At 69.4% G+C, this 23,980-nt stretch carries 22 protein-coding genes; 13 read left to right on the top strand and 9 right to left on the bottom strand.

Translation table 11 applies throughout. The annotated features are described in order from the left end of the window. The first annotated feature begins 6 nt into the window (after window positions 1–6). Window positions 7–1,230: an APC family permease gene (locus ABFX51_RS16575; RefSeq protein ID WP_346054159.1), complete on the top strand. Its 1,224-nt coding sequence runs from the start codon at window positions 7–9 to the stop codon at window positions 1,228–1,230. Here ABFX51_RS16575 and ABFX51_RS16570 read toward each other — a convergent pair. Continuing rightward, the gene (locus tag ABFX51_RS16570; protein ID WP_091510152.1) at window positions 1,191–2,291 is read right to left on the bottom strand and encodes an NAD(P)H-dependent flavin oxidoreductase; all 1,101 of its coding nucleotides are present in this window, start codon (window positions 2,289–2,291) and stop codon (window positions 1,191–1,193) included. The two genes, ABFX51_RS16575 and ABFX51_RS16570, sit on opposite strands and share 40 nt — an antisense overlap. A 9-nt stretch (window positions 2,292–2,300) precedes the next feature. Next, complete coding sequence (locus ABFX51_RS16565; RefSeq protein WP_091510150.1) at window positions 2,301–3,896, bottom strand: acyl-CoA synthetase; 1,596 nt, start codon at window positions 3,894–3,896, stop codon at window positions 2,301–2,303. Between the two features lie 57 nt (window positions 3,897–3,953). On the opposite strand from ABFX51_RS16565, the gene ABFX51_RS16560 reads away from it, so the two are divergent. Continuing rightward, window positions 3,954–4,742, top strand: a complete 789-nt coding sequence (locus ABFX51_RS16560; protein WP_346054158.1) for a crotonase/enoyl-CoA hydratase family protein — start codon at window positions 3,954–3,956, stop codon at window positions 4,740–4,742. A gap of 681 nt (window positions 4,743–5,423) precedes the next feature. Here the strand turns inward: ABFX51_RS16560 and ABFX51_RS16555 are convergent. After that, complete coding sequence (locus ABFX51_RS16555; RefSeq protein ID WP_346054157.1) at window positions 5,424–6,968, bottom strand: acyl-CoA synthetase; 1,545 nt, start codon at window positions 6,966–6,968, stop codon at window positions 5,424–5,426. 79 nt (window positions 6,969–7,047) lie between these two features. On the opposite strand from ABFX51_RS16555, the gene ABFX51_RS16550 reads away from it, so the two are divergent. The 3 genes from ABFX51_RS16550 to ABFX51_RS16540 are packed head-to-tail and all read left to right on the top strand — an operon-like array spanning window position 7,048 to window position 10,199. Beyond that, complete coding sequence (locus ABFX51_RS16550; protein WP_346054156.1) at window positions 7,048–8,004, top strand: Zn-ribbon domain-containing OB-fold protein; 957 nt, start codon at window positions 7,048–7,050, stop codon at window positions 8,002–8,004. Between the two features lie 11 nt (window positions 8,005–8,015). Next, a complete protein-coding gene (locus tag ABFX51_RS16545) occupies window positions 8,016–9,032 on the top strand; it encodes a thiolase domain-containing protein (protein WP_346054155.1) in 1,017 nt (338 codons plus the stop codon). Further along, a complete protein-coding gene (locus ABFX51_RS16540; RefSeq protein WP_346054154.1) occupies window positions 9,033–10,199 on the top strand; it encodes a thiolase domain-containing protein in 1,167 nt (388 codons plus the stop codon). It abuts the gene before it with no gap. 1,243 nt (window positions 10,200–11,442) lie between these two features. Here the strand turns inward: ABFX51_RS16540 and ABFX51_RS16535 are convergent. Continuing rightward, window positions 11,443–12,606, bottom strand: coding sequence for a steroid 3-ketoacyl-CoA thiolase (locus tag ABFX51_RS16535; protein ID WP_091510138.1), 1,164 nt, complete (start codon window positions 12,604–12,606; stop codon window positions 11,443–11,445). Window positions 12,607–12,856: 250 nt separating this feature from the next. On the opposite strand from ABFX51_RS16535, the gene ABFX51_RS16530 reads away from it, so the two are divergent. Further along, entirely contained in the window at window positions 12,857–14,083 is a 1,227-nt protein-coding gene (locus ABFX51_RS16530) for a cytochrome P450 (RefSeq protein WP_091510136.1), read from the top strand. A 10-nt stretch (window positions 14,084–14,093) separates the two neighbouring features. On the opposite strand, the gene ABFX51_RS16525 is transcribed toward ABFX51_RS16530, so the two are convergent. After that, window positions 14,094–15,167, bottom strand: coding sequence for an alkene reductase (locus ABFX51_RS16525; RefSeq protein ID WP_091510134.1), 1,074 nt, complete (start codon window positions 15,165–15,167; stop codon window positions 14,094–14,096). 102 nt (window positions 15,168–15,269) lie between these two features. Between ABFX51_RS16525 and ABFX51_RS16520 the strand changes: the two genes are divergently transcribed. After that, on the top strand, window positions 15,270–15,641 hold the full coding sequence (locus tag ABFX51_RS16520) for a MerR family transcriptional regulator (protein WP_091510132.1): 372 nt from the start codon (window positions 15,270–15,272) through the stop codon (window positions 15,639–15,641). Window positions 15,642–15,661: 20 nt separating this feature from the next. Here the strand turns inward: ABFX51_RS16520 and ABFX51_RS16515 are convergent, their stop codons facing one another. Beyond that, window positions 15,662–16,069, bottom strand: a complete 408-nt coding sequence (locus tag ABFX51_RS16515) for a winged helix-turn-helix transcriptional regulator (RefSeq protein ID WP_091510354.1) — start codon at window positions 16,067–16,069, stop codon at window positions 15,662–15,664. 117 nt (window positions 16,070–16,186) lie between these two features. Between ABFX51_RS16515 and ABFX51_RS16510 the strand changes: the two genes are divergently transcribed. Beyond that, the gene (locus ABFX51_RS16510) at window positions 16,187–17,035 is read left to right on the top strand and encodes an SDR family oxidoreductase (RefSeq protein ID WP_091510130.1); all 849 of its coding nucleotides are present in this window, start codon (window positions 16,187–16,189) and stop codon (window positions 17,033–17,035) included. A 466-nt stretch (window positions 17,036–17,501) separates the two neighbouring features. Here the strand turns inward: ABFX51_RS16510 and ABFX51_RS16505 are convergent, their stop codons facing one another. Both ABFX51_RS16505 and ABFX51_RS16500 read right to left on the bottom strand, forming a co-directional pair. Next, window positions 17,502–18,398 carry an SDR family oxidoreductase gene (locus tag ABFX51_RS16505; protein WP_091510126.1) on the bottom strand — a complete coding sequence of 299 codons (897 nt, stop codon included), beginning with the start codon at window positions 18,396–18,398 and terminating at the stop codon, window positions 17,502–17,504. Then, window positions 18,395–19,117, bottom strand: coding sequence for an SDR family oxidoreductase (locus ABFX51_RS16500; protein ID WP_091510124.1), 723 nt, complete (start codon window positions 19,115–19,117; stop codon window positions 18,395–18,397). The genes ABFX51_RS16505 and ABFX51_RS16500 overlap by 4 nt, the downstream gene beginning before the upstream one ends. Before the next feature lie 82 nt (window positions 19,118–19,199). Between ABFX51_RS16500 and ABFX51_RS16495 the strand changes: the two genes are divergently transcribed. The 5 genes from ABFX51_RS16495 to ABFX51_RS16475 are packed head-to-tail and all read left to right on the top strand — an operon-like array spanning window position 19,200 to window position 23,364. Beyond that, a complete protein-coding gene (locus ABFX51_RS16495) occupies window positions 19,200–19,961 on the top strand; it encodes an enoyl-CoA hydratase family protein (RefSeq protein ID WP_091510121.1) in 762 nt (253 codons plus the stop codon). Then, window positions 19,958–20,779, top strand: a complete 822-nt coding sequence (locus ABFX51_RS16490; protein WP_177228789.1) for a CoA transferase subunit A — start codon at window positions 19,958–19,960, stop codon at window positions 20,777–20,779. The genes ABFX51_RS16495 and ABFX51_RS16490 overlap by 4 nt, the downstream gene beginning before the upstream one ends. Then, window positions 20,776–21,492: a CoA-transferase subunit beta gene (locus ABFX51_RS16485; RefSeq protein WP_091510116.1), complete on the top strand. Its 717-nt coding sequence runs from the start codon at window positions 20,776–20,778 to the stop codon at window positions 21,490–21,492. The genes ABFX51_RS16490 and ABFX51_RS16485 overlap by 4 nt, the downstream gene beginning before the upstream one ends. Continuing rightward, window positions 21,489–22,529, top strand: coding sequence for an NAD(P)H-dependent flavin oxidoreductase (locus ABFX51_RS16480; protein ID WP_091510113.1), 1,041 nt, complete (start codon window positions 21,489–21,491; stop codon window positions 22,527–22,529). Before ABFX51_RS16485 ends, ABFX51_RS16480 begins: the two co-directional genes overlap by 4 nt. A 31-nt stretch (window positions 22,530–22,560) precedes the next feature. Continuing rightward, window positions 22,561–23,364, top strand: coding sequence for an alpha/beta fold hydrolase (locus tag ABFX51_RS16475; RefSeq protein WP_091510352.1), 804 nt, complete (start codon window positions 22,561–22,563; stop codon window positions 23,362–23,364). A gap of 4 nt (window positions 23,365–23,368) precedes the next feature. Here ABFX51_RS16475 and ABFX51_RS16470 read toward each other — a convergent pair whose 3' ends face one another. Further along, window positions 23,369–23,917 carry a sugar O-acetyltransferase gene (locus ABFX51_RS16470; protein WP_091510110.1) on the bottom strand — a complete coding sequence of 183 codons (549 nt, stop codon included), beginning with the start codon at window positions 23,915–23,917 and terminating at the stop codon, window positions 23,369–23,371. Window positions 23,918–23,980 lie beyond the last annotated feature (63 nt).

Here is a 23,980-nt window from a genome sequence, read left to right as displayed (position 1 = left end):
GGTTGCATGGTGTTGGATGTGGCCGTGACTGAGCTGAAGCGGCGGCTGGGGACGGGCGACGCGGTGGTCATCGGCCTGGGCTCGATGATCGGTGCCGGGGTGTTCGCGGCCTTCGCCCCGGCCGCGCGAGCTGCGGGAACGTGGCTGCTGGCGGGGCTGGCGATCGCGGCGGTGGTCGCGTACTGCAACGCGACGTCGTCGGCCCGGCTCGCCGCGCGGTACCCGTCGTCCGGCGGGACGTACGTGTACGGCCGGGAACGGCTGGGCGAATTCTGGGGGTACCTGGCGGGCTGGGGGTTCGTCGTCGGGAAGACCGCCAGCTGCGCGGCGATGGCACTGACCGTCGCCGCGTACGTGGCACCCGAACGCTGGCGGCCGTATGTCGCGGCAGCGGCGGTGCTGGCGCTGACCGCGCTCAACTATCGGGGCGTGCAGCGGTCCGCGCTCGCCACCCGCGTCATCGTGTCCGTGACGCTGCTCGTGCTCGCCGCGTCGGTGGCGGCGATGTTCGCCACGGGGCACGGCAACACGGGTTCGACGGCCTTCTCACCCGGCGGGGTGCTGCAGTCCGCCGGGCTGCTGTTCTTCGCCTTCGCGGGCTACGCGCGGATCGCGACGCTCGGCGAGGAGGTGCGTGACCCGGCACGGACGATCCCCCGCGCCATCCCGATCGCGCTCGCCTTGACGCTCGTCGTCTACGTCGCGGTCGCACTCGCCCTGTTGTGGCGGCTCGGCCCGGCGCAGCTCGCGTCCTTTGTGGACCCGGTCGCGCAGGCCGTGCCGTCCGGGATGGCGCCCGTGGTCCGCGCCGGTGCGGCGCTGGCCGCGCTCGGTTCACTGCTGGCGCTCGTGCTCGGGGTCTCGCGGACCACGTTCGCGATGGCACGGGACGGGCACCTGCCGCGGGTGCTGGCCACCGTGCACCCGCGGTTCGGGGTGCCGCACCGCGCCGAACTCGCGGTCGGGCTCGTCGTCGCGGTGCTCGTGCTGTTCACGGACCTGCGTGGCGCGATCGGCTTCTCGTCCTTCGCGGTGCTGACCTACTACGCGATCGCCAACGCCAGCGCGTGGACGCTGCGCCGGTCCGCGGTGCCGGTGGTGGGACTCGCCGGCTGCGTGGTGCTCGCGTTCAGCCTGCCCGTGTCCTCGGTGGTGCTCGGCTGCGCGGTGCTGGCCGCCGGCGTCCTCGTCTACCTCGTCTTTTCCAGGCGCGCCAAGGCTTCCTCGTAACCGCTGAGCAGGTCCTCGATGATCTCCGCGACCGGGCGGACGCGGTCGATGCGGCCGATGATCTGCCCGGCCGGCATCGACACCAGCTCAGGGTCGTTCGTCTCGTGCAGGCGGTTGTGCGCGGGCGAGACGAGCAGGTTCTGCAAGGGCATCGGCAGCGGCTCCGGGGCGTCCGGCGCGGCCCACGCCTGGGTCCAGCGGGTCTTGAGCAGGCGCGCGGGTTTGCCGGTGTAGATACGGGTGCGCACGGTGTCGGACGAGGTCGCCCGCACGAGCGCGGTCTGCATGGCCGCCGACGCCGGCATCGTCTGGAGGTACTCCTCCGTCGCCAGCCACAGCGAACCCGTCCACACGCCCGCCGCACCGAGCGCGAGCGCCGCGGCCACCTGCCGTCCCGAGCCGATGCCCCCGGCGGCGAGCACGGGCGCGTCCACGGCGTCGACGATCTCGGGCAGCAGCACCATCGAGCCGATCTCGCCCGTGTGCCCGCCGGCCTCATACCCTTGCGCTACAACGAAATCCACGCCGTTGCGGACGTGCCGCCGGGCGTGCTCGGCCTTGCCCGCGAGCGCCGCGACGGGCACGCCGTGTGCGTGTGCCTGCTCGATGACGTCCACCGGCGGCGAGCCCAGCGCGTTGGCGATGAGCTTGATCGGGTGCCGCAGCGCCACCTCGACGTGTGAGCGCGCGACCGAGTGCAGCCAGCCCAGCACACCGGCGCGCTGCTCGGCGTCCTCCGGCAGCTCGGGCACGCCGAGGTCCTTCAGCGTGCGCTCGACGAACGCCTTGTGCTCCTCGGGGATCAGCTTGTCCAGGTCGACCTGCGTGCCTTCGGTCGGGACCTTCGCCGGCATCACGACGTCCACGCCGTACGGCCTGCCTCCGGTGTGCTCGTCCATCCAGTCCAGCACGCGGTCCAGCTCGTCGGCGTCGTTGAACCGGACGCAGCCGAGCACGCCGAGCCCGCCGGCCTTGCTGATCGCCGCGGCGACGTGCTCGGACGGCGTGAAACCGATGATCGGGTGCTCGATGCCGAGCGTGTCGCACAGGGCGGTGTGCATGCGCCTCTCCTACTTCGCTGGCGGGTGTTCGGCGGCGTAGCGCTGGGCCCACGGGTAGTCGGGTTTCCCGCTCGGCAGGCGCCCGACGCGGTCGGCGAGCCAGATCGTGCGGGGCACCTTGTACCCGGCCAGCTCGCCGCGCACGTGTGCTTCGATCGAGTCGAGGTCGGGCTTTTCCCCTTGGCGCGTCTCGATGATCGCGGCGACCCGCTGCCCGAGCCGCTCGTCCGGCACGCCGATGACGAGCGCGTCGAAGACGTCGGGGTGGGACTTCAGCGCGCCCTCGACCTCTTCGGGGAACACCTTTTCGCCGCCGGTGTTGACGCACTGCGAGCCGCGGCCGAGGAGGGTGACGGTGCCGTCTTCCTCGTAGCGTGCGTAGTCGCCGGGGACGACGTAACGCGCTCCGTCGATGTCGACGAAGATCTGCTCGCTCTTCACCGGGTCCTTGTAGTAGCCCAACGGCACGTGCCCGCGCCTCGCGATCCGGCCGGTCGCCCCGGGTTCCTTGGGCACCACGCGGTTTTCGTCGTCGAGGAGCACGGCGTCCTTGCCGAAGTTCACGCGCGGGCCCGCCGAGTGGTCGGCGTCCTTGGCCACCATGCCGATACCCGTGAAACCGCTTTCCGAGGAACCGATCGCGTCGGTCAGCACGATGTTCGGGAAGGCCTTGAGGTACTCCTGCTTGACCGACTGGGAGAACAGTGCGGCGTGGCTGGAGACGGCGACGAGCGACGAGGCGTCGTAGCCGCCGCGGTGGTAGGCCTCGATGAGTGGACGGGCCATCGCGTCCCCGACGATGGTGAGCACCTGGACCTTGTGCTCGACGACGTTGCGCCAGATCTCGTCGGCGTCGAACTGCGGCACGAACACGACGGTGCCGCCGCCGAAGAGGGCGCCGAACGCGGCCCACTGCGCGGCGCCGTGGATCAGCGGTGCCGCGGGCAGGCGGACGAGCGCGCCCTGCTTGCCGTTCTCGGCGAGCGTCCACTCGTCGGGCACGTACTCGCCGGTGACGAAGTCGATACCGCCACCGAGCGCGCGCCACACGTCCTCGTGACGCCACACCACGCCTTTCGGGTAGCCCGTGGTGCCGCCCGTGTACAGCATGTAGATGTCGTCCGAGCTGCGCTCCCCGAAGTCGCGTTCGTCGGAGGACTCCGCCAGCGCCGTCTCGTACGGGACGCCGTCGAAGGGGGTCCCACTGTCGTCCTCGACGACTACAACGTGTTTCAGTTTCGGGGCGTCCGGGCGCACGTCGGCGACCTTGTCCGCGTAGCGCTGCTCGTGCACGAGCGCGACGAGGTCGGCGTTGGTGAACAGGTAGCGCAGCTCACCCCGCACGTAGCGGTAGTTGACGTTGATGGCGATGGCCCGCAGCTTGTACGCCGCGTACATCGCTTCGATCATTTCGATGGAGTTTCGCGAGTACACGCCGATGTGGTCGCCCTTGCCCACCCCCTGCGCGGCGAGGTGGTGCGCGAGCCGGTTGGCGCGCCGGTCCAGCTCCGCGTACGTGACCTGACGGCCGGCGCACACGACCGCGGGACGATCCGGCACGGCGTCGACGGCGTGCTCGAGGAGATCCGCGATGTTGTAAGCCACTCAGCCAAAGTAGAACATGTTATTGTTTTGGGCAATGGTCCTGAGCTGGAGGTGGCGATGACCGAGCCGCACGCCCTGGTGGAACAACGCGCGCACACGCTCGTGGTGACGCTCAACCGGCCGGAGGCGAGGAACGCGATCACCGGCGAGATGATGGAGATCCTCGTTTCGGCGTGGGACCGGGTGGACCAGGACCGCTCGATCAGGTGTTGCGTGCTCACCGGTGCGGGTGGCGCGTTCTGCGCGGGTGCTGACCTGAAGTCGATGGCGCGCAACTCCCCCGCCGATTCGTACGAGCGGGGGACGTTCGACCCCGGCCGCATCGAGGGACTGCTGAAGGGGCGGCGGCTGACGAAACCGTTGATCGCGGCGGTCGAGGGCCCGGCGATCGCGGGCGGGACGGAGATCCTGCTGGCCACGGACATCCGCATCGCCGGGGAAAGCGCGCGGTTCGGGGTGTCGGAGGCGCGGTGGGGGTTGTTCCCGATGGGCGGTTCGGCGGTGCGGTTGCCGCGGCAGATCCCGTACACGCTGGCGGCGGAGATGCTGTTGACGGGCAGGCACCTCACGGCGGCGGAGGCGCTGGCGGCGGGGCTGATCGGCCGGGTCGTGCCGGACGGGACGGCGCTGGACGTGGCACTGGGGGTGGCCGAGCGCATCGCGGAGAACGGCCCGCTCGCGGTGGAGGCGATCCTCAGGACGATGCGGGACACGGAGGGCATGCACGAGGAGGAGGCGTTCAAGCTGGAGGCCCAGTACGGGCTGAAGGTCTTCCAGTCCGCCGATGCGAAGGAGGGCCCCCGGGCGTTCGCGGAGAAACGCAAGCCCCGCTTCGAGGGGCGGTGAGGCGGGGGTTTGTGGGGCCACGACGCGAGGCGGCGCGGTGGGCGGGTGATGCTGTGGGCTCGCGACGTGGGGGCGGTGCAACCGCGGAGGCCGACGCGCAGCGCTGAAAACGGCGCCGCCCTGGGCTCACAGGCGGCGACGCGGAGACGGCGCAACCACAAAGGCCGACCCACAGCCGTGAAAACGGCGCCGCCCTGGGCTCACAGGCGGCGACGCGGAGACGGCGCAACCACAAAGGCCGACCCACAGCCGTGAAAACGGCACCCCCTGGCCTCACAGGCGGCGACGCGGGAACGGCGCAACCACAAAGGCCGACCCACAGCCTTGAAAACGGCACCCCCCTGGACTCACAGGCGGCACAAAGGCCGACCCACAGCCTTGAAAACGGCACCCCCTGGGCTCACAGGTGGCGACGCGGAGGCGGTGGAACCGCGGAGGCCGACGCGCAGCGTTGAAAACGGCGCCGCCGGGGCCTCGCCGGGCGGGGCGCTGAGCTGCTGGCGGCCGCGCCGGGATGAACGGTCCATTCATGCCTTCACCGTTCGGTGCGGGGCCCCTCATCGGGTCGAGAGCTGCCTCAGAGAATTTGGCGAGCGCTGCCACTCACGGCTGCATGAATGGTCCGTTCACGCCACACCGCTCGCCCCCGCCACCAAAACCCCTCGCACCCCCACCCCCACCTCAAATCGCCCGCTCGCGGCCCTCCCAGTACGGATCCCGCAGCTTCCGCTTGTACAGCTTCCCGTTCGGATCGCGCGGCAGCTCCGCCGCGTAGTCCACCGACTTCGGCAGCTTAAACTTCGCCAGCCGCGCCCGCGCGTACTCCAGCAACTCCGCCGTCAGCTCGTCCCCTGGCACGACCCCGTCCGCGGGCTGCACGACCGCCTTGATCTCCTCGCCCCAGTCGTCGTGCGGGACGCCGAACACCGCGACGTCCGCCACCTTCGGGTGCATCACCAGCTCGTTCTCGATCTCCGCCGGGTAGATGTTCACACCACCGGAAATGATCATGTCGTTCTTGCGGTCGTGCAGGAACAGGTAACCGTCCTCGTCGAGGTACCCCACGTCCCCGAGCGTGAACAGGTCCCCCACGCGCGCCTTCTCCGTCTTCGCCTTGTCCTTGTGGTACTCGAAGGTCGACGTGCCCATCCGCATGTACACCGCACCCGGCTGGCCCGGCGGCAGTTCGTTGCCGTCGTCGTCGAGGACCTTGACGACCGAACCGGGCCACGGCCGCCCGACCGAACCCGGCTTCCGCAGCCACTCCTCCCCGCTGATCACCGTGCCCCCGCCCTCGGTCGCGGCGTAGTAGTCCGTCACCACCGGCCCCCACCACTCCAGCATGCGGCGCTTCACCTCCGGCGGGCACGGCGCCGCGCCGTGGATCATGTTCCGCAGCGACGACACGTCGTACGCCTTGCGCACCTCCTCGGGCAGCGCCAGCAGACGGCGGAACTGCGTCGGCACCATGTGGCTGTGCGTGACGCGGTACCGCTCGATCAGCCGCAGCATCTCCTCCGGCTCCCAGCGGTCCATCAGTACCACGGGATGCCCGAGCTGGATGGAAATCGTCGCGAAGTTGAGCACCGCGGTGTGGTACAGCGGCGAACCACACAGGTGCACGTGCCCGTCGAACGGTTTCAGCCCGAAGATGCCGAAGAACCAGGCGGACGCGGCGGGCACCTCGTCGGGATCGGCTCCCGTCAGCGGCCGCCGCACCCCCTTGGGCCGCCCGGTCGTCCCCGACGTGTACAGCATCGGCGAGCCCGCCGTCCGCCGCGGCGGCCGCCCCTGCCCGCCCGCGCCCAGCTCGGACACCGGGCGGAACCCCTCGATCTGCCCCACCGCGAAGCGCCCCTCCGCGGACAACCCCGCTTCGTCTGCGGCAGCCACGGCGGCTTCGGCGAACCGTTCGTGCGCCAGGAACGCCTTCGCACCGCTGTCGCTGAGGATGTAGGCGATCTCGTGCCCGACCAGGTGCCAGTTGACCATCACCACGTACAGCCCGGACTGGATCGCAGCGAAGTACGCGGCCAGCAGCTCGTGGCTGTTGGGCTGCAGGACGACCACGGCGTCCCCGGTCTCCAGGCCCAGCTCCTGGAGACCACGCGCGTACGCGTCGGCCTTGGCGGCGAGCGTCCCGTAGTCGATCTCGGTGCCGTCGGGGTCGATGACCGCCGTCGTGCCCGGTTCCTCCGCCGCGATCCGCCACAGCCCAGTCGTCATGAGTCCGAATCTAGAACGTGTTCCACATACGGGCAAGTGCGTCTTGCCGCTATTTCGAGAACGTGTTTCACTTCCAGACGTGGCTACTGTGCTGTCAGCTCCGCTCGACGTCGGCTTCGACTACACGCGCTCGCTCGGGCCGGTGCTCGGGCGCTTCGTCCAGGGTCTGCGGGAACGCCGCATCGAGGGCGTCCGCGGCTCCGACGGCCGGGTGCACGTGCCGCCGGTCGAGTACGACCCAGTGACCGCCGAACCGCTCACCGAGTTCGTCCCGGTCGGCACCGAAGGCACGGTCCTGTCGTGGTCGTGGATGGCGGAACCCCTTGAAGGACAACCACTCTCACGCCCGTTCGCGTGGGCGCTGGTCAAGCTCGACGGTGCCGACACGGCGATGCTGCACGCAGTCGACGCGGGCTCCCCCGATCGCGTCCACACCGGACTGCGCGTCCGCGTGCGCTGGGCGGACGAGCGCGTGGGGCACATCCGCGACATCGCCTACTTCGCGCCCGCCGACGCGCCCGACGGCACCGCACCCGAACCACCACCGGCAGCGGACCGCGACGGCATCATGATCACGCCGGTGCACCTGCACTACGAGCATTCCGCGTCGCCGGAGGAAAGCCTGTACCTGCGCGGACTCGCCGAGGGACGGCTGATCGGCCAGCGGTGCCCCGCGTGCGGCAAGGTCTACATCCCGCCGCGCGGCGCGTGCCCCGTCGACGGCGTGCCGACCGCGGAAGAGGTCGAACTGCCCGACACGGGCATCGTGACCACGTTCTGCATCGTCAACGTGCCGTTCCTCGGGCAGCGCATCAAACCGCCGTACGTCGCGGCGTACATCCTGCTCGACGGCGCCGACATCGCGTTCCTGCACCTCGTGCTCGGGTGCGACGCGTCCGAGGTCCGCATGGGGATGCGCGTCCGTGCCGCGTGGAAACCACGCGACCAGTGGTGGACGAGCCTGGAGAACATCGACCACTTCGAGCCGACCGGCGAGCCGGACGTGCCGTACGAGTCCTTCGCCCACCACCTGTGAGAGGTGCACCGATGTCAGATGTCGCCGTGGTCGCCTTCGCGCAGGCACCGAACGTCCGCCGCACCGAGGGCACCACCAACGGGGTGGAAATGCTGGTACCCATCTTCGCCGAGGTGTTCCAGCGCACCGGTCTGTCCAAGAAGGACATCGGGTTCTGGTGCTCGGGCTCGTCCGACTACCTCGCGGGCCGGGCGTTTTCGTTCATCTCGGCGGTCGACGCGATCGGCGCGTTCCCGCCGATCCACGAGTCGCACGTGGAGATGGACGCCGCGTGGGCCCTGTACGAGGCGTGGTTGAAGATCCGGATGGGCGAGGTCGAAACCGCGCTGGTGTACGGCTTCGGCAAGTCCTCGGCGGGCCAGCTGAGGAGGGTGCTGTCCCTCCAGCTCGACCCGTACACGGTCGCCCCGCTCTGGCCCGACTCGATCAGCATCGCTGCGCTGCAGGCGCGCCTGGGGCTCGACGCCGGACTGTGGAGCGAGAAGGACCTCGCCGAAGTCGCCGCCCAGTACCGCGGGAGCGATGCGTCGTCCCTTTTGGACGAACCATATCTCGCTGATCCCTTGCGGCGTCACGACGTCGCCCCGATCACCGACGGTGCGGCCGTCATCATCCTCGCTTCCGCACAGCGGGCGAAGGAGTTCGCCGAACGGCCCGCGTTGATCACCGGGATCGAGCACCGTGTCGACTCTCCCGTGCTCGGCGCACGGGACCTGACGCGTGCTCCGTCGGCGGAGGCAGCCGCACGTGCGGCCGGCGCGGACGGCGTGCAGGTCGCCGAGCTGCACGCCCCGTTCACGCACCAGGAACTGATCCTGCGCACCGCATTCGGCCTTGACGAGAACGTCCGCGTCAACCCGTCCGGGGGCACGCTGACGGCGAACCCGATGTTTTCGGCGGGCCTGGCGCGGATCGGGGCGGCGGCGGAGGAGGTCTTCGCCGGCCGCGCCGACCGGGTGCTCGCGCACGCCACGAGTGGTCCCGCGTTGCAGCAGAACCTCGTCGCGGTCATGGAAGGACTCGACTGAATGGGCAAGCAACTGGCCGCGGTGCTCGGCACCGGGCAGACCCACCACCGCGCGAAGCGGACCGACGTGTCGATGCCGGGCCTGCTGCGGGAGGCGATCGACCGCGCGATGACCGACGCGCAGGTGGAGTGGGCCGACATCGACGCGGTGGTGCTCGGCAAGGCGCCCGATCTGTTCGAGGGCGTGATGATGCCCGAGCTGTTCCTGGCCGATTCACTTGGCGCGACGGGGAAACCGCTGCTGCGCGTGCACACGGCGGGTTCGGTCGGCGGTTCGACGGCGCTGGTCGCGACGTCCCTCGTGCAGGCCGGGGTGCACCGGCGGGTGCTGACGGTCGCGTTCGAGAAGCAGTCCGAGTCGAACGCGATGTGGGCTTTGTCGATCATGCCGCCGTTCCAGATGCCGGTCGGGGCGGGTGCGGGCGGCTACTTCGCGCCGCACGTGCGCTCGTACATCCGCCGTTCCGGGGCACCGGAACACGTGGGCGCGATCGTCGCGACGAAGGACCGGCGGAACGGCGCGCTGAACCCGTACGCGCACCTGCGACAGGCGGACATCACGGTGGAGTCGGTGCAGGCTTCGCAGATGTTGTGGGACCCGATTCGTTACGACGAGACCTGCCCTTCCTCGGACGGCGCTTGCGCGATCGTGCTGGGCGACGAAGCCGCGGGGGACGCCGTTCCCGGTGGCGCGGCATGGATCCACGCGACGGCGATGCGCACCGAGCCGACCACGTTCGCGGGCCGCGACCAGGTGAACCCCCAGGCAGGCCGGGACGCGGCGGCGGCGCTGTGGCGGGAAGCCGGGATCAGCGACCCGCTGTCCGAAGTGGACGTCGCCGAGATCTACGTGCCGTTTTCGTGGTTCGAGCCGATGTGGCTGGAAAACCTCGGGTTCATGCCGGAGGGTGAAGGCTGGAAGCTGACCGAGGCCGGGGAGACCGCGATCGGTGGCCGGTTGCCGGTCAACCCATCCGGTGGGGTGCTGTCGTCCAACCCGATCGGGGCTTCGGGGATGCTCCGGTTTTCGGAGGCGGCCAAGCAGGTGATGGGCCGTGCCGGCGACTACCAGGTGGATGGCGCGCGGGTAGCGGTCGGGCACGCGTATGGCGGTGGTTCGCAGTACTTCTCGATGTGGGTGGTCGGATCGGAGAAGCCCGGCGCCTGAGGTCCCGTTTTTGTCGGTGCCTGGTGCGACACTGGCGGGCATGAGCAGGTGGCAGGAGTTCGCACAGGAGGCGCTTCGTTCCGCGCGCCGGATCCGTGTGCGGTTCGAACACCCCGGTAGCAGGACGGTGAGGCCTATCGAAAGCTGACCACGTGCTCCGGCCGGACAAAGGGGGTGCGGATTGATTCGCCGGTCAACCCGCCTGTACTCGTCGCCGCCGGGGTGCGATAACTGAACAACGCACCCAGGATCGCGCCTGTTCGTGATTGCACGAGGGCGTCCTCGGTCCGGGATGTGGTGGTGCGCTGAGGGCCGTAGTTGTTGGGCTTCCACGCCCGGGCAGCAGTGCTGGTCCCGCTCGTTCGACGACGTTCCCGAGCAAGGTGCGCCAGTGCCGATCGCGGTCGCTCGCCCCGCAGGACAACGGGAGCACGCACCGGTGCCGTTGAAAGCCTTCCAGCCGGAGCCCTCACCGCTCCTCGAAAATGGAACGGTCGCCGACGCCACCAGGCACCTGCGCCTTCCCGTCGCCGCCCGGGAACGGGGCCGCTCGGGAACGGGGCCGCCATGAGCCTCGCCGGATAACGCCGAACGGCTACCCCACCCCGAGCCTCACCTCTCGGGACTGGACAGCCGCCGGGCAACCACACCTGGGCTCGCCTACAGCGTCCTACTCCGGCGGGCGAAACCAGAGCGGCAACGGCGGAAAGCCACGAGGCGCAAGCGCTTGCACCGCGTCCCGGCATGGGCTCTGCGACCTCGGCACGCGCCGACAGCGCCAGCGGTGCTGGCATTGGGCTGGCGGCCCTGGCAGCGCACCGCCAGGACCGCACGCGCCGCAGCCTCGCCGGATTACGCCGGCAGTGCCGGTGAAACACCTCGCCAGTGCCCGGGAACGCACCGGCAGGGCCGTAGGTCGCGCCTGCAGTTCCGTGAATCGCGTTGGCGTTGCCGTCGATCGCGCCGCAACGCCGCAGATCGCGCCAGCGGTGCCGCACGCACCGGAAGCCCCAAGGGTCGCGCCAGCAGTGCCGCGGATCGCGTTGGCGGTGCCACGGATCGCGCCGGCGGTGCCCACGGATCGCGCCGGCGGTGCCGCGCAGCGCCGGAAGCCCCCGGGAACGCACCAGCTGTGCCGCGGATCGCGTCGGCGACGCCGCACGGCGCCGGAAGCCCCGGGACCGCGCCGACGGTGGCGGCGGGGCTCATGGCGCCGCGCCCAGGACAGCGCCCACCCACGCTGTCAGCACCGCTCCAGGATGGTGCCCGTCGCCAGCGCGCCGCCGGCACACATCGTGATCAGCGCGGTGCTCGCATCGCGGCGCTCGAGTTCGTGCAGCGCGGTGGTGATCAGCCGTGCCCCGGTGCTTCCCACGGGATGCCCGAGCGCGATGGCCCCGCCGTTGACGTTCACCTTCGCCGGGTCCGGCTGGTGCACCTGCTGCCACGACAACGGCACCGACGCGAACGCCTCGTTGACCTCGAACAGGTCCGGGTCCTCGATGCGCATGCCCGCGCGCCGCAGCACGCGCTCGGTCGCCTGGATCGGTCCGTCCAGGTGGTAGTAGGGCTCCGCGCCGACGAGCGCCTGCGCCACGATCCGGGCACGAGGCCGCAGGTTCAGCTCACGAGCCCTGGCCGCGTCCATGAGCAGGACGGCCGCGGCGCCGTCGGAGAGCTGGGACGAGGTGCCCGCCGTGTGCAGGCCGCCTTCGAGGACGGGCTTCAGCCCGGCCAGGCCCTCCAGCGTGGTCTCGCGCAGCCCCTGATCCTGGGTGACGAGCCGGGTTTCTCCCGTCAGCGAGCCGTCCTCGGCCGGCACCGGCGCCTTGACCGGGACGATCTCGCGCTCGAACCTGCCCTGCGCCCAGGCGGTGGCCGCCTTCGTCTGGGAGGCGAGTCCGTAACGATCGACGTCGTCGCGGGTGAGGCCCCGGCGCTGCGCGATGCGTTCGGCCGCCCGGTACTGGTCGGGCAGGTCGAGCGACCACGAGTCCGGACGTGGCTGACCGACGTCCGCCTTGCGGTTCGAACCCAGGGGCACCCGGCTCATCGCCTCGACACCACACGCGATGCCGACATCGATGGCATCCGCGGCGATGAGCCCTGCGATCAGGTGGGTCGCCTGCTGCGCGGACCCACACTGGGCGTCGATCGTGGTCGCCCCGGTGCTTTCGGGCAGCCCGGCGTGCAACCACGCCGTGCGGCTGATGTTGTTCGCCTGCTCACCGGCCTGCGTCACACAGCCGCCGATCACCTGCTCGACGAGCACGGGGTCGAGCCCCGCCCGCTCCACCAGCGCCGCCTGCGCGGCGCCCAGCAGCTCGGCTGCATGCAGCCCGGACAACCAGCCGCGGCGCCTGCCGATCGGGGTGCGCACGGCCTCGACGATGACGGGTTCGCCCACCTCGGTCTCCTTTGTCCGGAAGTACGAGAACCGATCTTCAAACTAGAACAGGTTTCACTAAAGAGCAACTGACGCCCAGGTGAGACCACATCGACCCGCAGTAGAGCAGGTATCGGTTCGACCAGCTCATTCAAGATCCTAATCGAAAAAGTAAACAGGTATCACCGAAGGGCTGTTCTGAGTTAACACCGTATGCTTCAATCGGCTCTAGAACGTGTTCCACGACGACGTGGCACCTCGGGAGGTAGCCGTGGCAACACCGATGATCCCCGCCGGCTTCGACTTCACCGATCCCGATCTGTACGCGAAACGCCTGCCGCTGGAGGAGCTGGCGGAGCTGCGGCGCACGGCCCCGGTGTGGTGGAACCCGCAGCCCCACAACCTCGCCGGCTTCGGTGACGACGGGTTCTGGGTGGTGACGCGGCACGCCGACGTCAAGGCCGTGTCCCGCGACAGCGACCTGTTCTCCTCCCAGGAGAAGCTGGCGATCATCCGCTTCGACGAATCCATGACGCCGGAGAAGATGGACGCGAACCGCCTGGTGCTGCTGAACATGGACGCACCGCAGCACACCAAGCTGCGCCGCATCGTGTCGAAGGGCTTCACGCCGAGGGCCATCTCGAGGCTGGAGGACACACTCCGCGAGCGCGCGGCCCGCATCGTGCACGAGGCGAAAGCCAAGGGCTCCGGAGATTTCGTGCAGGACGTCGCGTGCGAACTGCCCCTGCAGGCCATCGCGGAGCTGATCGGCATCCCGCAGGAGGACCGGCGGAAGATCTTCGACTGGTCGAACCAGATGGTGGGGTACGACGATCCCGAGTACGAGGTGGAACCGCTCGCCGCGTCGGCGGAACTGGTCGGCTACGCCTGGAACATGGCCGAGGAGCGCCGCCGTTGCCCGATGGACGACATCGTCACGAAACTCATCCAGGCCGATGTGGACGGTGAAGCGCTCAGCTCCGAGGAGTTCGGCTTCTTCGTCATCCTGCTTTCCGTGGCGGGCAACGAAACCACGCGCAACGCCATCACACACGGGATGAAGGCGTTCCTCGACCACCCCGACCAGTGGGAGCTGTACAAACAGCAGCGCCCCAAGACGGCCCCCGATGAGATCGTCCGCTGGGCGACACCCGTCGTGGCCTTCCAGCGCACCGCGATGGCCGACACGGAGCTGGGCGGTCAGCACATCCGCCGAGGCGACCGGGTGGGGCTGTTCTACAGTTCGGCGAACTTCGATCCCGAGGTGTTCGACCACCCGGAGCGGTTCGATGTCCTCCGGGCCGACAACCCCCACGTCGGTTTCGGCGGCACCGGCTCGCACTACTGCATCGGCGCGAACCTCGCACGGCTGGAAATCGACCTGATCTTCAACGCGATCGCCGACGAGATGCCCGGTATCCGTGAGCTGGCGCAGCCCGAGCGCCTGCGCTCGGGCTGGCTCAACGGCATCAAGCACTACCAGGTCGCCTACGCCTGAGGCATCGACGTCAGGCGGCGTACTGGTACGTGGAGTAGGTGAGGTACCCGTCGTCCCCACCCTGGTAGTACGTCGCCTCGTCGACCGGCGCCAGCGGAACCCCGACGCGGAGCCGCTCCACGAGGTCCGGGTTCGCGATGAAAGCGCGCCCGAAGCTGATGAGGTCGGCGCCGAGGCCGAGCCAGCGGTCGGCCTCGGCACGGTCGGTCTGCTTCGGGCCCATGGGCAGCACGGGGTTCATGATGAGCGCGCCGGGCCAGGCGCGGCGCAGAGCGATCAGCACGTCATCGTCGGCGGTCGCCTCGAAGTGGACGTAGGCGATCTCGAGACGCGCCAGTTCCGCCAGTAGCGCCGAGTACAGCTCAGGCACGTCGGTTTCTTCGACACCCCAGAAACCCGCGCCGGGCGACAGCCGGATCCCGGTCCTGGCCGCACCCACGGCATCGACCACCCCGGAGACAGCCTCGACGGCGAAGCGGATGCGGTTCGTCACCGAGCCGCCGTAACGGTCGGTGCGCAGGTTGGCGTTCGACGAGAGGAACTGCGAGATCAGATAGCCGTTGGCACCGTGCAACTCCACGCCGTCGAACCCGGCGTCGATGGCGCGGCGGGCGGCCTCGGCGTAGGACCGGGCGTGCTCCGGTACTTCGGAGGTCTCCAAAGCGCGCGGCACCGGCGCGGGCCGCGGTCCGCTCGGCGTGAAGACGTCTCCGGCGGCTGCGACAGCCGAGGGGCCGACGGGCTGCATCCCGGTAGTGTCGGGGTGCGAAACCCGCCCGCCGTGCATGAGCTGCGCGAAGATCCGGCCGCCGTTGGTGTGCACCGCGGCGGTGACGGGACGCCACGACGCGACCTGCTCGTCGGTGTGCAGTCCGGGCGTGCCGGGGTTGGACTGCCCGATCAGGCTCGGCTGCACCCCCTCGCTCACGATGAGCCCCGCGGTCGCCCGCTGCGCGTAGTACGCCGCCATCGAGGGCGTCGCCAGACCGCCGGCCGCGGCGCGAACCCGGGTCATCGGAGCCATTACGACACGGTTGGGCAGCGTCAGTTCGCCGAGCCGGTGTGAATCGAAAAGCGTTGGCATGTCAGAACTCCTACTGAGTGAGGCCGTCATCGGCTACGCTAGGAGCTGACATTGACGTCAGAGGTAGGCCTGAGTGCGGTAGCTCACAAGCGGGAGAACGACATGCGGATCGGCGACCTGGCGGCGCGGACGGAAGTCAGCGTCCGGTCCCTGCGCTACTACGAGGAGCAGGGATTGCTGTCGAGCACCCGCAGCGCGAGCGGGCAGCGACAGTACTCGGAGGAGCACGTCGACCGCGTGCTGCTCCTGCAGCGGTTGTACGACGCGGGGCTGTCGAGCCGCACCATCGCCGCCCTGCTCCCGTGTGTGGACCTGCCGAGCGAGGAGACGTCGGACGCCGCGTTCGAGCTGCTGCTCCGGGAGCGTGACCGCCTCTCCCGGCATATCGAGGACCTCATCCGCACGCGGGACTCGCTGGACCAGATCGTCGCGGTGAACCGCGCTCATCGCGCCACGGTGCGGGCGAGCGCCTGAGTTCCCGGGGCCGGCCGCCGCTACTGCTGACGCTGCGCCTTGGCCTCGTCATAACGGGCACGGGCGCGAGCGACCTCGGGCACTTTGCCCTCGACGAAGTCGATCAACTCGAGCAGCTTCTCCGCCGCCTCGCGACCGCTCGGCGTGAGGCTGTACTCCACGCGCGGCGGGATCGTCGGCTGCGCTTCCCGGTGCACGAAACCGTCGCGCTCCAGGGTCTGCAACGTCTGAGCGAGCATCTTCTCGCTGACCCCGTCCACCCTGCGCCGCAGCGCGTTGAACCGGAACGGTCCTTCGGCCAGCGCGGCAAGTGCCAGCGTGCCCCAGCGGCCGGTGATGTGCTCGAGGATGCTACGCGACGAGCAGGCGCGCGCGAACACGTCCGCGACCAGCTGGTCCTGCTCGAGGTCGCGCACATCTGCACTCATGTACATCACGGTACCCGGCGCCGGATCGGGATCAATGTGATTGCACTTACGTATGGTTGGTACTTTCGCAAAGTTAGTACAAACTCCATGACAGCACCCCAGAGAAGGAGAACTCGCATGATCGTCGTTACCGGTGCCACCGGGCACCTGGGCCGCCTCGTCGTCGCCGGGCTGAAGGAGAAGGTGCCCGCGGACCAGATCGTCGCCGCCGTGCGCTCCCCCGAGAAGGCCGCTGACCTGGGCGTAACCGTCCGGAAGGCGGACTACAACGACCCGTCGTCGCTGGCCGCCGCGCTCGAGGGGGCCGACAAGGTCCTGCTGATCTCGGGTAGCGAAGTCGGCAAGCGCGTGCCGCAGCACACCGCCGTCGTCGAGGCCGCGAAGCAGGCAGGCGTCTCCCTGCTCGTCTACACGAGCGCCCCGAAGGCCGACACCAGCCCGCTCATCCTCGCGCCCGAGCACAAGGCCACGGAAGAGGCCATCCGTGCCGCCGGTCTGCCTTACACGATCCTGCGCAACGGCTGGTACAACGAGAACTACGAGCAGACCGTGCAGCAGGCTGTGCAGACCGGCGGCTTCATCGGCAGCGCGGGCGAGGGCCGGACGGCGAGCGCCGCACGAGCCGACTACGCCGCCGCGGCCGTCGCCGTGCTCACCGGTGAGGGGCACGAGAACAAGATCTACGAGCTGTCCGGCGACGTGGCGTGGACGCGCGCGGAGCTCGCGGAGACGATCGCCCAGGTGGCCGGCAAGCCGGTGACCTACACGGACCTGACGCCGGAGCAGCACAAGGCAGCCCTCCTCGAAGCAGGCCTGCCAGAGGGGACCGCGGGCTTCGTCGTGGCCCTCGACGGCAACACGAAGGACGGGCTGCTCGGCGAGGTCACCAGCGACCTGCACGACCTGATCGGACGCCCCACCACGCCGATCGCGGACACGGTTGCCGAGATCGTCAAGTCACTTTGAGCCCTCTCCTCGGCCCGGGCCCCGTTCACGGCCCGGGCCGAGGCGGGTTTCACCACCCTGGTGCCGTGGAAGCGGCCACGGTGCCCCGGGCGTGCCCGCGGTCCGACGTTCCCGCGCGGGCTGGCACCCAGCTTCATCCGGCCGTCTTATCCCTGCGTACCGGTCCGCTTCAATGCCCAGCGGGCGTCCCGGCCTGGCCGGAACTCACCAACTCCCCGCTTTGCTCTCGCGCCCCTGGCCTGCTGCCTCACCGCAGCCTGGCTCCAACTCACCGGCGCCTCACACGCCGTTCCGCTCTGCCGACGTCCCTCATCTACCCCCTGTCGCGCGGTTATCTGGACGCGGCGGCAGCTCATCGGCTCCCGCGCGCCACCGTCGCTCGGCCGCCTCATGTATCCGCTCCGCTTCCTCGCACGCACCCCGACCGGCCCGTGCGTGTCTGCTGCGTCGCCCCGACGTCGAGCGCTCAACCGGAGCCGTAGACGGGTTCGGGTTCGGCTGCCTCCGCCAGCAACCTCCCCACCACCGGCCCCAGCTCGGCCGGTTCCCACCGCGCACCCTTGTCCACCACGGGCCCGTGGCGCCAGCCCTGCGCGAGCGACACCCGTCCACCGTCCACTTCGAACACTCGACCTGTCACCGCAGCCGACTCCCTGCTGCCCAGCCACACCACCAGCGGCGGCACGTTCTCCGGCGCCATCGCGTCGAATCCCGCGTCCGGCGCCGCCATGTCGAACGTCGGCTCGGTCATGCGAGTCCGCGCCGCGGGCGCGATAGCGTTGACGGTCACGCCGTAGCGGGCGAACTCCGCGGCCGCTACCAGGGTCAGCCCTGCGATCCCCGCTTTCGCGGCCGAGTAGTTGCCCTGGCCGACGCTGCCCAGCAAACCCGCGCCCGAGCTGGTGTTGATCACGCGGGCGTCCGGCACACGGCCTGCCTTGGCCTCCCCACGCCAGTACGCGGCGGCGTGCCGCAGCGGCGCGAAGTGCCCCTTGAGGTGCACCCGCACAACTGCGTCCCACTCGTCCTCGGCCATGTTCACGAGCATCCGGTCCCGGAGGAAACCCGCGTTGTTCACCAGCACGTCGAGCCGTCCGAAGCGTTCCAGCGCGGTCGTGACGAGCCGTTCCGCTCCCGCCCAGTCCGCCACGTCGTCGGTGTTCGCCACCGCCTTCCCGCCCAGCGCTTCGATCTCGTCGACCACCTGCTGCGCCGGCCCCGCGGACGAGCCACTCCCGTCGAGAGCCGCGCCGACGTCGTTCACCACGACATGGGCGCCCTCCCGCGCGAACGCCAAAGCGTGCGCGCGCCCGATACCGCGCCCGGCACCGGTGATGATGACGACCCGACCCTCCACGATCATGTGCCCTCCCCGAGAAACGCCGGGACCTCACCGCCGCCGTGGACCTTAAGCGTCGCCCCACTAACGTACGAAGCCAACGGCGACGCGAGGAACGCCACGCAGGCACCGATCTCTTCCGGCTCCGCTAAGCGTCCTAAGGGGACGGTCTCGCCCGTTCGCTCGCCGTAGTGCAGGTGCGCCTGTTCCGTCCGCACCATGCCCACGTCGAGAGCGTTGACCCGCACTTTCGGCGCCCATTCCACGGCGAGGCTCGCCGTCAGGTTGTCCAGCCCCGCCTTCGCCGCCCCATACGAGGCCGTTCCCGGTGAGGCTCGCGTCGCCGACACACTGCTGATGTTCACGATCGCACCCCCAGAATCCTGCTGCTGCATCACAAAATTCGCCTGCCGGGCGACGAACAGCGGCGCCAGGAGGTTCAGCTCCACCACCTTCGCGTGGAACCGGGCCGAAGCGCTCGCGTCGGCCGGCGGCGCACCGCCGGCATTGTTCACCAGCACGTCCAGCCGACTGAACCCGCCAATGAGCCGCTCGACCTCGCCGGGCTCGCGAACGTCACACCGTACGAACTCCGCCCCCTCTACCGGGTTCTCGGGCTCGGTTCGGCCGCACGTGACAACCCGGGCTCCGGCTCTCAGCAACGTCCGCGTGATCCCGGCTCCGACCCCGCGCATGCCGCCGGTGACGAGCACGACCGCACCGTCGAGCCCCAGGTCCAGCATCGGCGAACCTCCGAACCGCTATGCGCTTCCCGAGCGTCCTGTTAACCTACCAAGCAAGTGCTAGGTTTGGAAGAAGGCGCCGATGCCCATCACCACGCAGCACCCGGAGCCCGGCATCGCCGTGGTCACGGTCGACGTCCCCCCGGTCAACGCCCTGCCAGTCCGCGGCTGGTTCGACCTCGCCGACGAACTCACCGTAGCGGGACGTGACCCCGCCACACACATCGTCGTCCTCCGAGCCGAGGGCCGGGGTTTCAACGCCGGCGTGGACATCAAAGAGATCCAGCGCGACGAATCCTTCGACACGCTGATCGGTGCGAACCACGGTTGCGCCGCCGCCTTCTCCGCGGTCTACGACTGCGCCGTACCCGTCATCGCCGCCGTGCAGGGGTTCTGCCTCGGCGGTGGCATCGGTCTCGTCGGCAACGCGGACGTGATCGTGGCCGCCGATGACGCAACGTTCGGACTGCCCGAAGTGGACCGGGGCGCGCTCGGCGCGGCAACGCACCTCGCCCGGCTCGTCCCCCAGCACCTGATGCGCGCGATGTACTACACGGCGAGCACGATCGACGCCCACCAGTTGCACCACCACGGCTCCGTCCACGCCGTCGTGCCACGCGAAGAACTCGACAACGCAGCGCTCGACCTCGCTCGCCGGATCGCAGCAAAGGACACTCGCGTCATCCGGGCCGCGAAGCGCGCCATCAACGGGATCGACCCGCAATCAGTGCACCGCGATTACCGGTTCGAACAAGGCTTTACCTTCGAGCTCAACCTCGCTGGAGTCGCCGACGGCGCCCGGCAGGCATTCCTCGAAAAGGGGGCGGAATGGACAAACGGATGACCGCCGAGGAGGTGGTCTCGCAGTTGTGGGACGGGATGACGCTCGGCATCGGCGGCTGGGGCTCACGCCGCAAGCCGATGGCACTCGTGCGGGCAATTCTGCGCTCTCCTCTCAAGAACCTGACCGTCGTCACATACGGCGGTCCGGATGTGGGGTTACTGGCTTCCGCCGGCAAGATCCGGCGGTTGGTCTTCGGTTTCGTCACGCTCGACTCGATTCCGTTCGACCCCTGGTTCAACCGCGTGCGGGAGTCGGGCGAGATCGAGGTCACCGAGTATGACGAAGGTGTGTTCGGCACTGGGCTTTCCGCAGCGGCGCAACGGCTCCCCTTCCTGCCGACCCGTGCGGGACTGGGGTCAGACGTGCTGCGGTACAACCCGGAGCTGCGCACGGTCCGCTCGCCGTACGGGAACGAAGAGCTGCTCGCCGTGCCCGCGCTCAAGCTCGACGCGGCGATCGTGCACCTCAACCGCGCCGACGCCCATGGCAACGCCCAATACCTCGGTCCGGACCCCTACTTCGACGAACTGTTCGCCTTGGCTGCCGACCGGTGCTACGTCTCCACCGAGAAGATCGTCGAGGAGTTCGAAGGACCGGTGCAGACGTTGTTGCTGAACCGAGCGAGCGTGCACGGCGTGGTGGAGACACCGCACGGGGCGCATTTCACCACCGCGTCCCCGGACTATGGGCGCGACGAAGCCTTTCAGCGGCATTACGTCGCATCCGCCAAGGACCCGGATCTCTGGCCCGCCTTCGTCGACCGGTTCCTGTCCGGAGACGAGGCGAGCTACCAGGCGGCAGTGGCGGCTTTCGCATGAGCGACGTGACGAGGGCCGAGATGGCCGTGGTGGCCTGCGCGGAACTCTTCCGCGGTGATGGTGAAATCCTGGCCAGTCCCATGGGTCTGATCCCTTCTCTCGGTGCGCGCCTGGCGCGCATGACGTTCGAACCTGATCTTCTGTTGTCGGACGGTGAAGCGTTCCTCGTCGCCGACGGGCGTGTCGAGGGCTGGCAGCCGTTCCGCAAGGTCCTGGACACCGTCGTACCGCATGGAAAACGGCACGTCGTCATGGGTGCCAACCAGATCGACCGGCACGGCAACCAGAACATCTCGGCGATCGGCGCCCACTCCCGGCCGGCGAAGCAGCTGCTCGGTATGCGTGGCGCGCCAGGCAATACCGTCAACCACCGCACGAGCTACTGGGTGCCCCGCCACAGCCGCCGCGTCTTCGTCGACGAGGTGGACACCGTGTGCGGAGTGGGCTTCGAACGCGCGCGGAAAGCCGGGGGTGAGCGTTTCCATGACCTGCACCGCGTGGTGACCAACCTCGGCGTGCTGGCCCTCCGGCCGGACGGGATCCGGCTGCTTTCGGTGCATCCTGGAGTTTCGGTGGACGACGTGGTCGAGAACACGACGTTCGAGATCGATACTAGCGACGTGACCGTCACCCGGCTACCGACGCCGGACGAATTACACCTACTGCGTGAAGTTCTCGATCCGGAATCGTTGCGGGACAAGGAAGTCCGATGAGGACGGCGATCACGGACTTGACCGGCGTCGCACACCCCGTGGTACAAACTGGCATGGGCTGGGTCGCCGGACCCCGCCTCGTGTCCGCCACCGCCGAGGCGGGCGCACTGGGGATTCTCGCTTCGGCCACGATGACTTACGACGAGCTCGAAGCGGCGATCAAGGAAACGCGGGCCCGCACGGGAAATCCGTTCGGAGTCAATCTGCGCGCCGACGCGGAGGACGCCGAACGACGAGTGGACCTGTTGATCCGTGAGGGCGTGCGTGTCGCGTCCTTCGCACTGGCACCGAGAAAGGAGTTGATCGCACGACTGAAAGACGCCGGGATCGTCGTGATCCCTTCCGTCGGCGCGGCACGGCATGCCGAGAAGGTCGCGGCCTGGGGGGCGGACGCCGTGATCGTGCAAGGCGGTGAGGGCGGCGGGCACACCGGCGGCGTGGCGACGACACTGTTGCTGCCGTCAGTGCTGGACGCGGTCGACATCCCCGTCGTGGCAGCGGGCGGGTTCTTCGACGGTCGCGGCCTCGCGGCGGCGCTCGCATACGGAGCGGCAGGTGTCGCGATGGGCACGCGCTTCCTGCTCACCCGGGAAAGCACCGTGCCGGATGCGGTCAAGCAGGCCTACCTGAAGCGGGGCCTGGGCGACACCGTGGTCACGACGAAGGTCGACGGGCTGCCGCACCGCGTTCTGCGCACGGACCTGGTCGACGCGCTGGAACGGTCGGGGCGGCTCGCAGGGCTGGTGCGCGCCGTGGGCAACGCGCGGAGGTTCCGGCGCCGTACCGGGCTTTCGTGGCGGGGGATGCTGCGTGAGGGCATGGCGATGCACGGAGAGCGGAGCTGGGCACAGGTGATCATGGCGGCGAACACGCCGATGCTGCTGCGTGCCGGCCTCGTCGAGGGCGACCTCGGAGCGGGGGTGCTCGCTTCGGGGCAGGTCGTCGGGCTGCTGGACGATCTCCCGGCCGTCGCGGACGTGGTGACCGAGGTCGTCGCGGACGCGGAGGCCATTCTCCGTCGCCTGGGCGGTGGGTGATCCTCCGGACACGCTGTGCTTGACTTCGGTCATGGACTCCGAGGACGGGATCGCCCAGGTCGAGGACGCCGAGCTGCACGTGCGGCGGCTCGGGGACGGGCCGCCTCTGCTGATGATCGCGGGGGGCATCGGTTCCGCGGACAGTTACCGGCTCCTGGCCGCGCGGCTGGCCGAGGAGTACACGGTGCTGCTGTACGACCGGCGTGGACATTTCCGCAGCACGGACAGAACGGACGGACCGATTTCCGTGGAGCGCCACGCGGAGGACGCCCGAGCGGTGATCCGTGCCTGCGGGTTCGGCAAGGCGCTGGTGTTCGGCAGCAGCGCGGGTGCGCAGATCGGACTGGCGCTCGCCGCGCGGTACCCGGAGACGGTGGAAGGCCTTGTCGCCCACGAACCTCCTGCGGTGCGGCTCCTGCCGGACGCCGAGGAGTGGCGGGAGTTCGCGGCGGAACAGGTCGCGCAGGCCGAAACCGGGGACCTGTTCACAGCGTTCAAGAGCTTCATCGAGTCCATCGCCGGGGCCGGGCTGCCGACGATCGGCACCATCCGGCTGCCGAACGAGGACGAGTGGCGGTTGCTGTTCACGCGTGAGCTGCTGAACTTCTACGAGTACCTGCCGGACGTGGAAGGTCTGCGCCAGGGCCAGGTGCCGATCGTGCTCGCCGCGGGCGAAGGTAGCCGCGGGTACTACCACTACCGGCCCGCCCGTGTGCTGGCTCTGGAACTCGGCCTGCCGTTCGTCGAACTGCCCGGTGCGCACCTCGCGCCGCAGCGCGGCGCAGCCGGGTTCGGGGAAGCGCTTTCCGGGCTGCTCACCGATCTCGTCGTCTGAGCGGCTACAGCTCCCGGATGACGCGGCAGGGGTTCCCGGCAGCGAAGACACGGGAAGGCAGGTCCCGGGTGACCACACTGCCCGCGCCCACGACGGTGTCGCTTCCGACGGTCACGCCGGGGCACACGATGACGCCGCCGCCGAACCACACGTTGTCGCCGATGGTGATGGGTGCCGCGGTCTCCCACCGCCGGCGGCGCAACTCGTGGTTTTCCATCGGGTGCAGAGCCGTGAGCAGTTGCGCCCGCGGACCGATCGAGACGTCGTTCCCGATCCGGATCGGGGCGCAGTCGAGCAGGATCGCGTCGTAGTTCAGAAAACTGTTCGTGCCGATTTCAATCAGGTAGCCGTAATCACACCGGAACCGCGGCATGATCCACGATCCTTCGCCGAGCGCCCCAAGCAACTCGCGGAGAACCGGCTCGCGCTGGTCGTCGGGGCAGGCGTTGAACTCCTCGCACAGCCGCTGCGCCCTTCGTCGTTCTTCGACCAGTTCCGGGTCGTTGTCCCGATACAGCTCCCCGCGCAGCATGCGCTCCTTGTGCTCGCCCATCGGCCCAAAGTAGCGCGTCCATCCTGGCGAAACCGCTGTACGCTGGGAAGAGGCGGCCGACGC

Origin of the sequence: Amycolatopsis dongchuanensis (genome assembly GCF_039542405.1) — a bacterium.
GTDB classification, from domain to species: domain Bacteria; phylum Actinomycetota; class Actinomycetes; order Mycobacteriales; family Pseudonocardiaceae; genus Amycolatopsis_E; species Amycolatopsis_E sacchari.
This window is presented reverse-complemented; position numbering and strand designations above follow the sequence as displayed.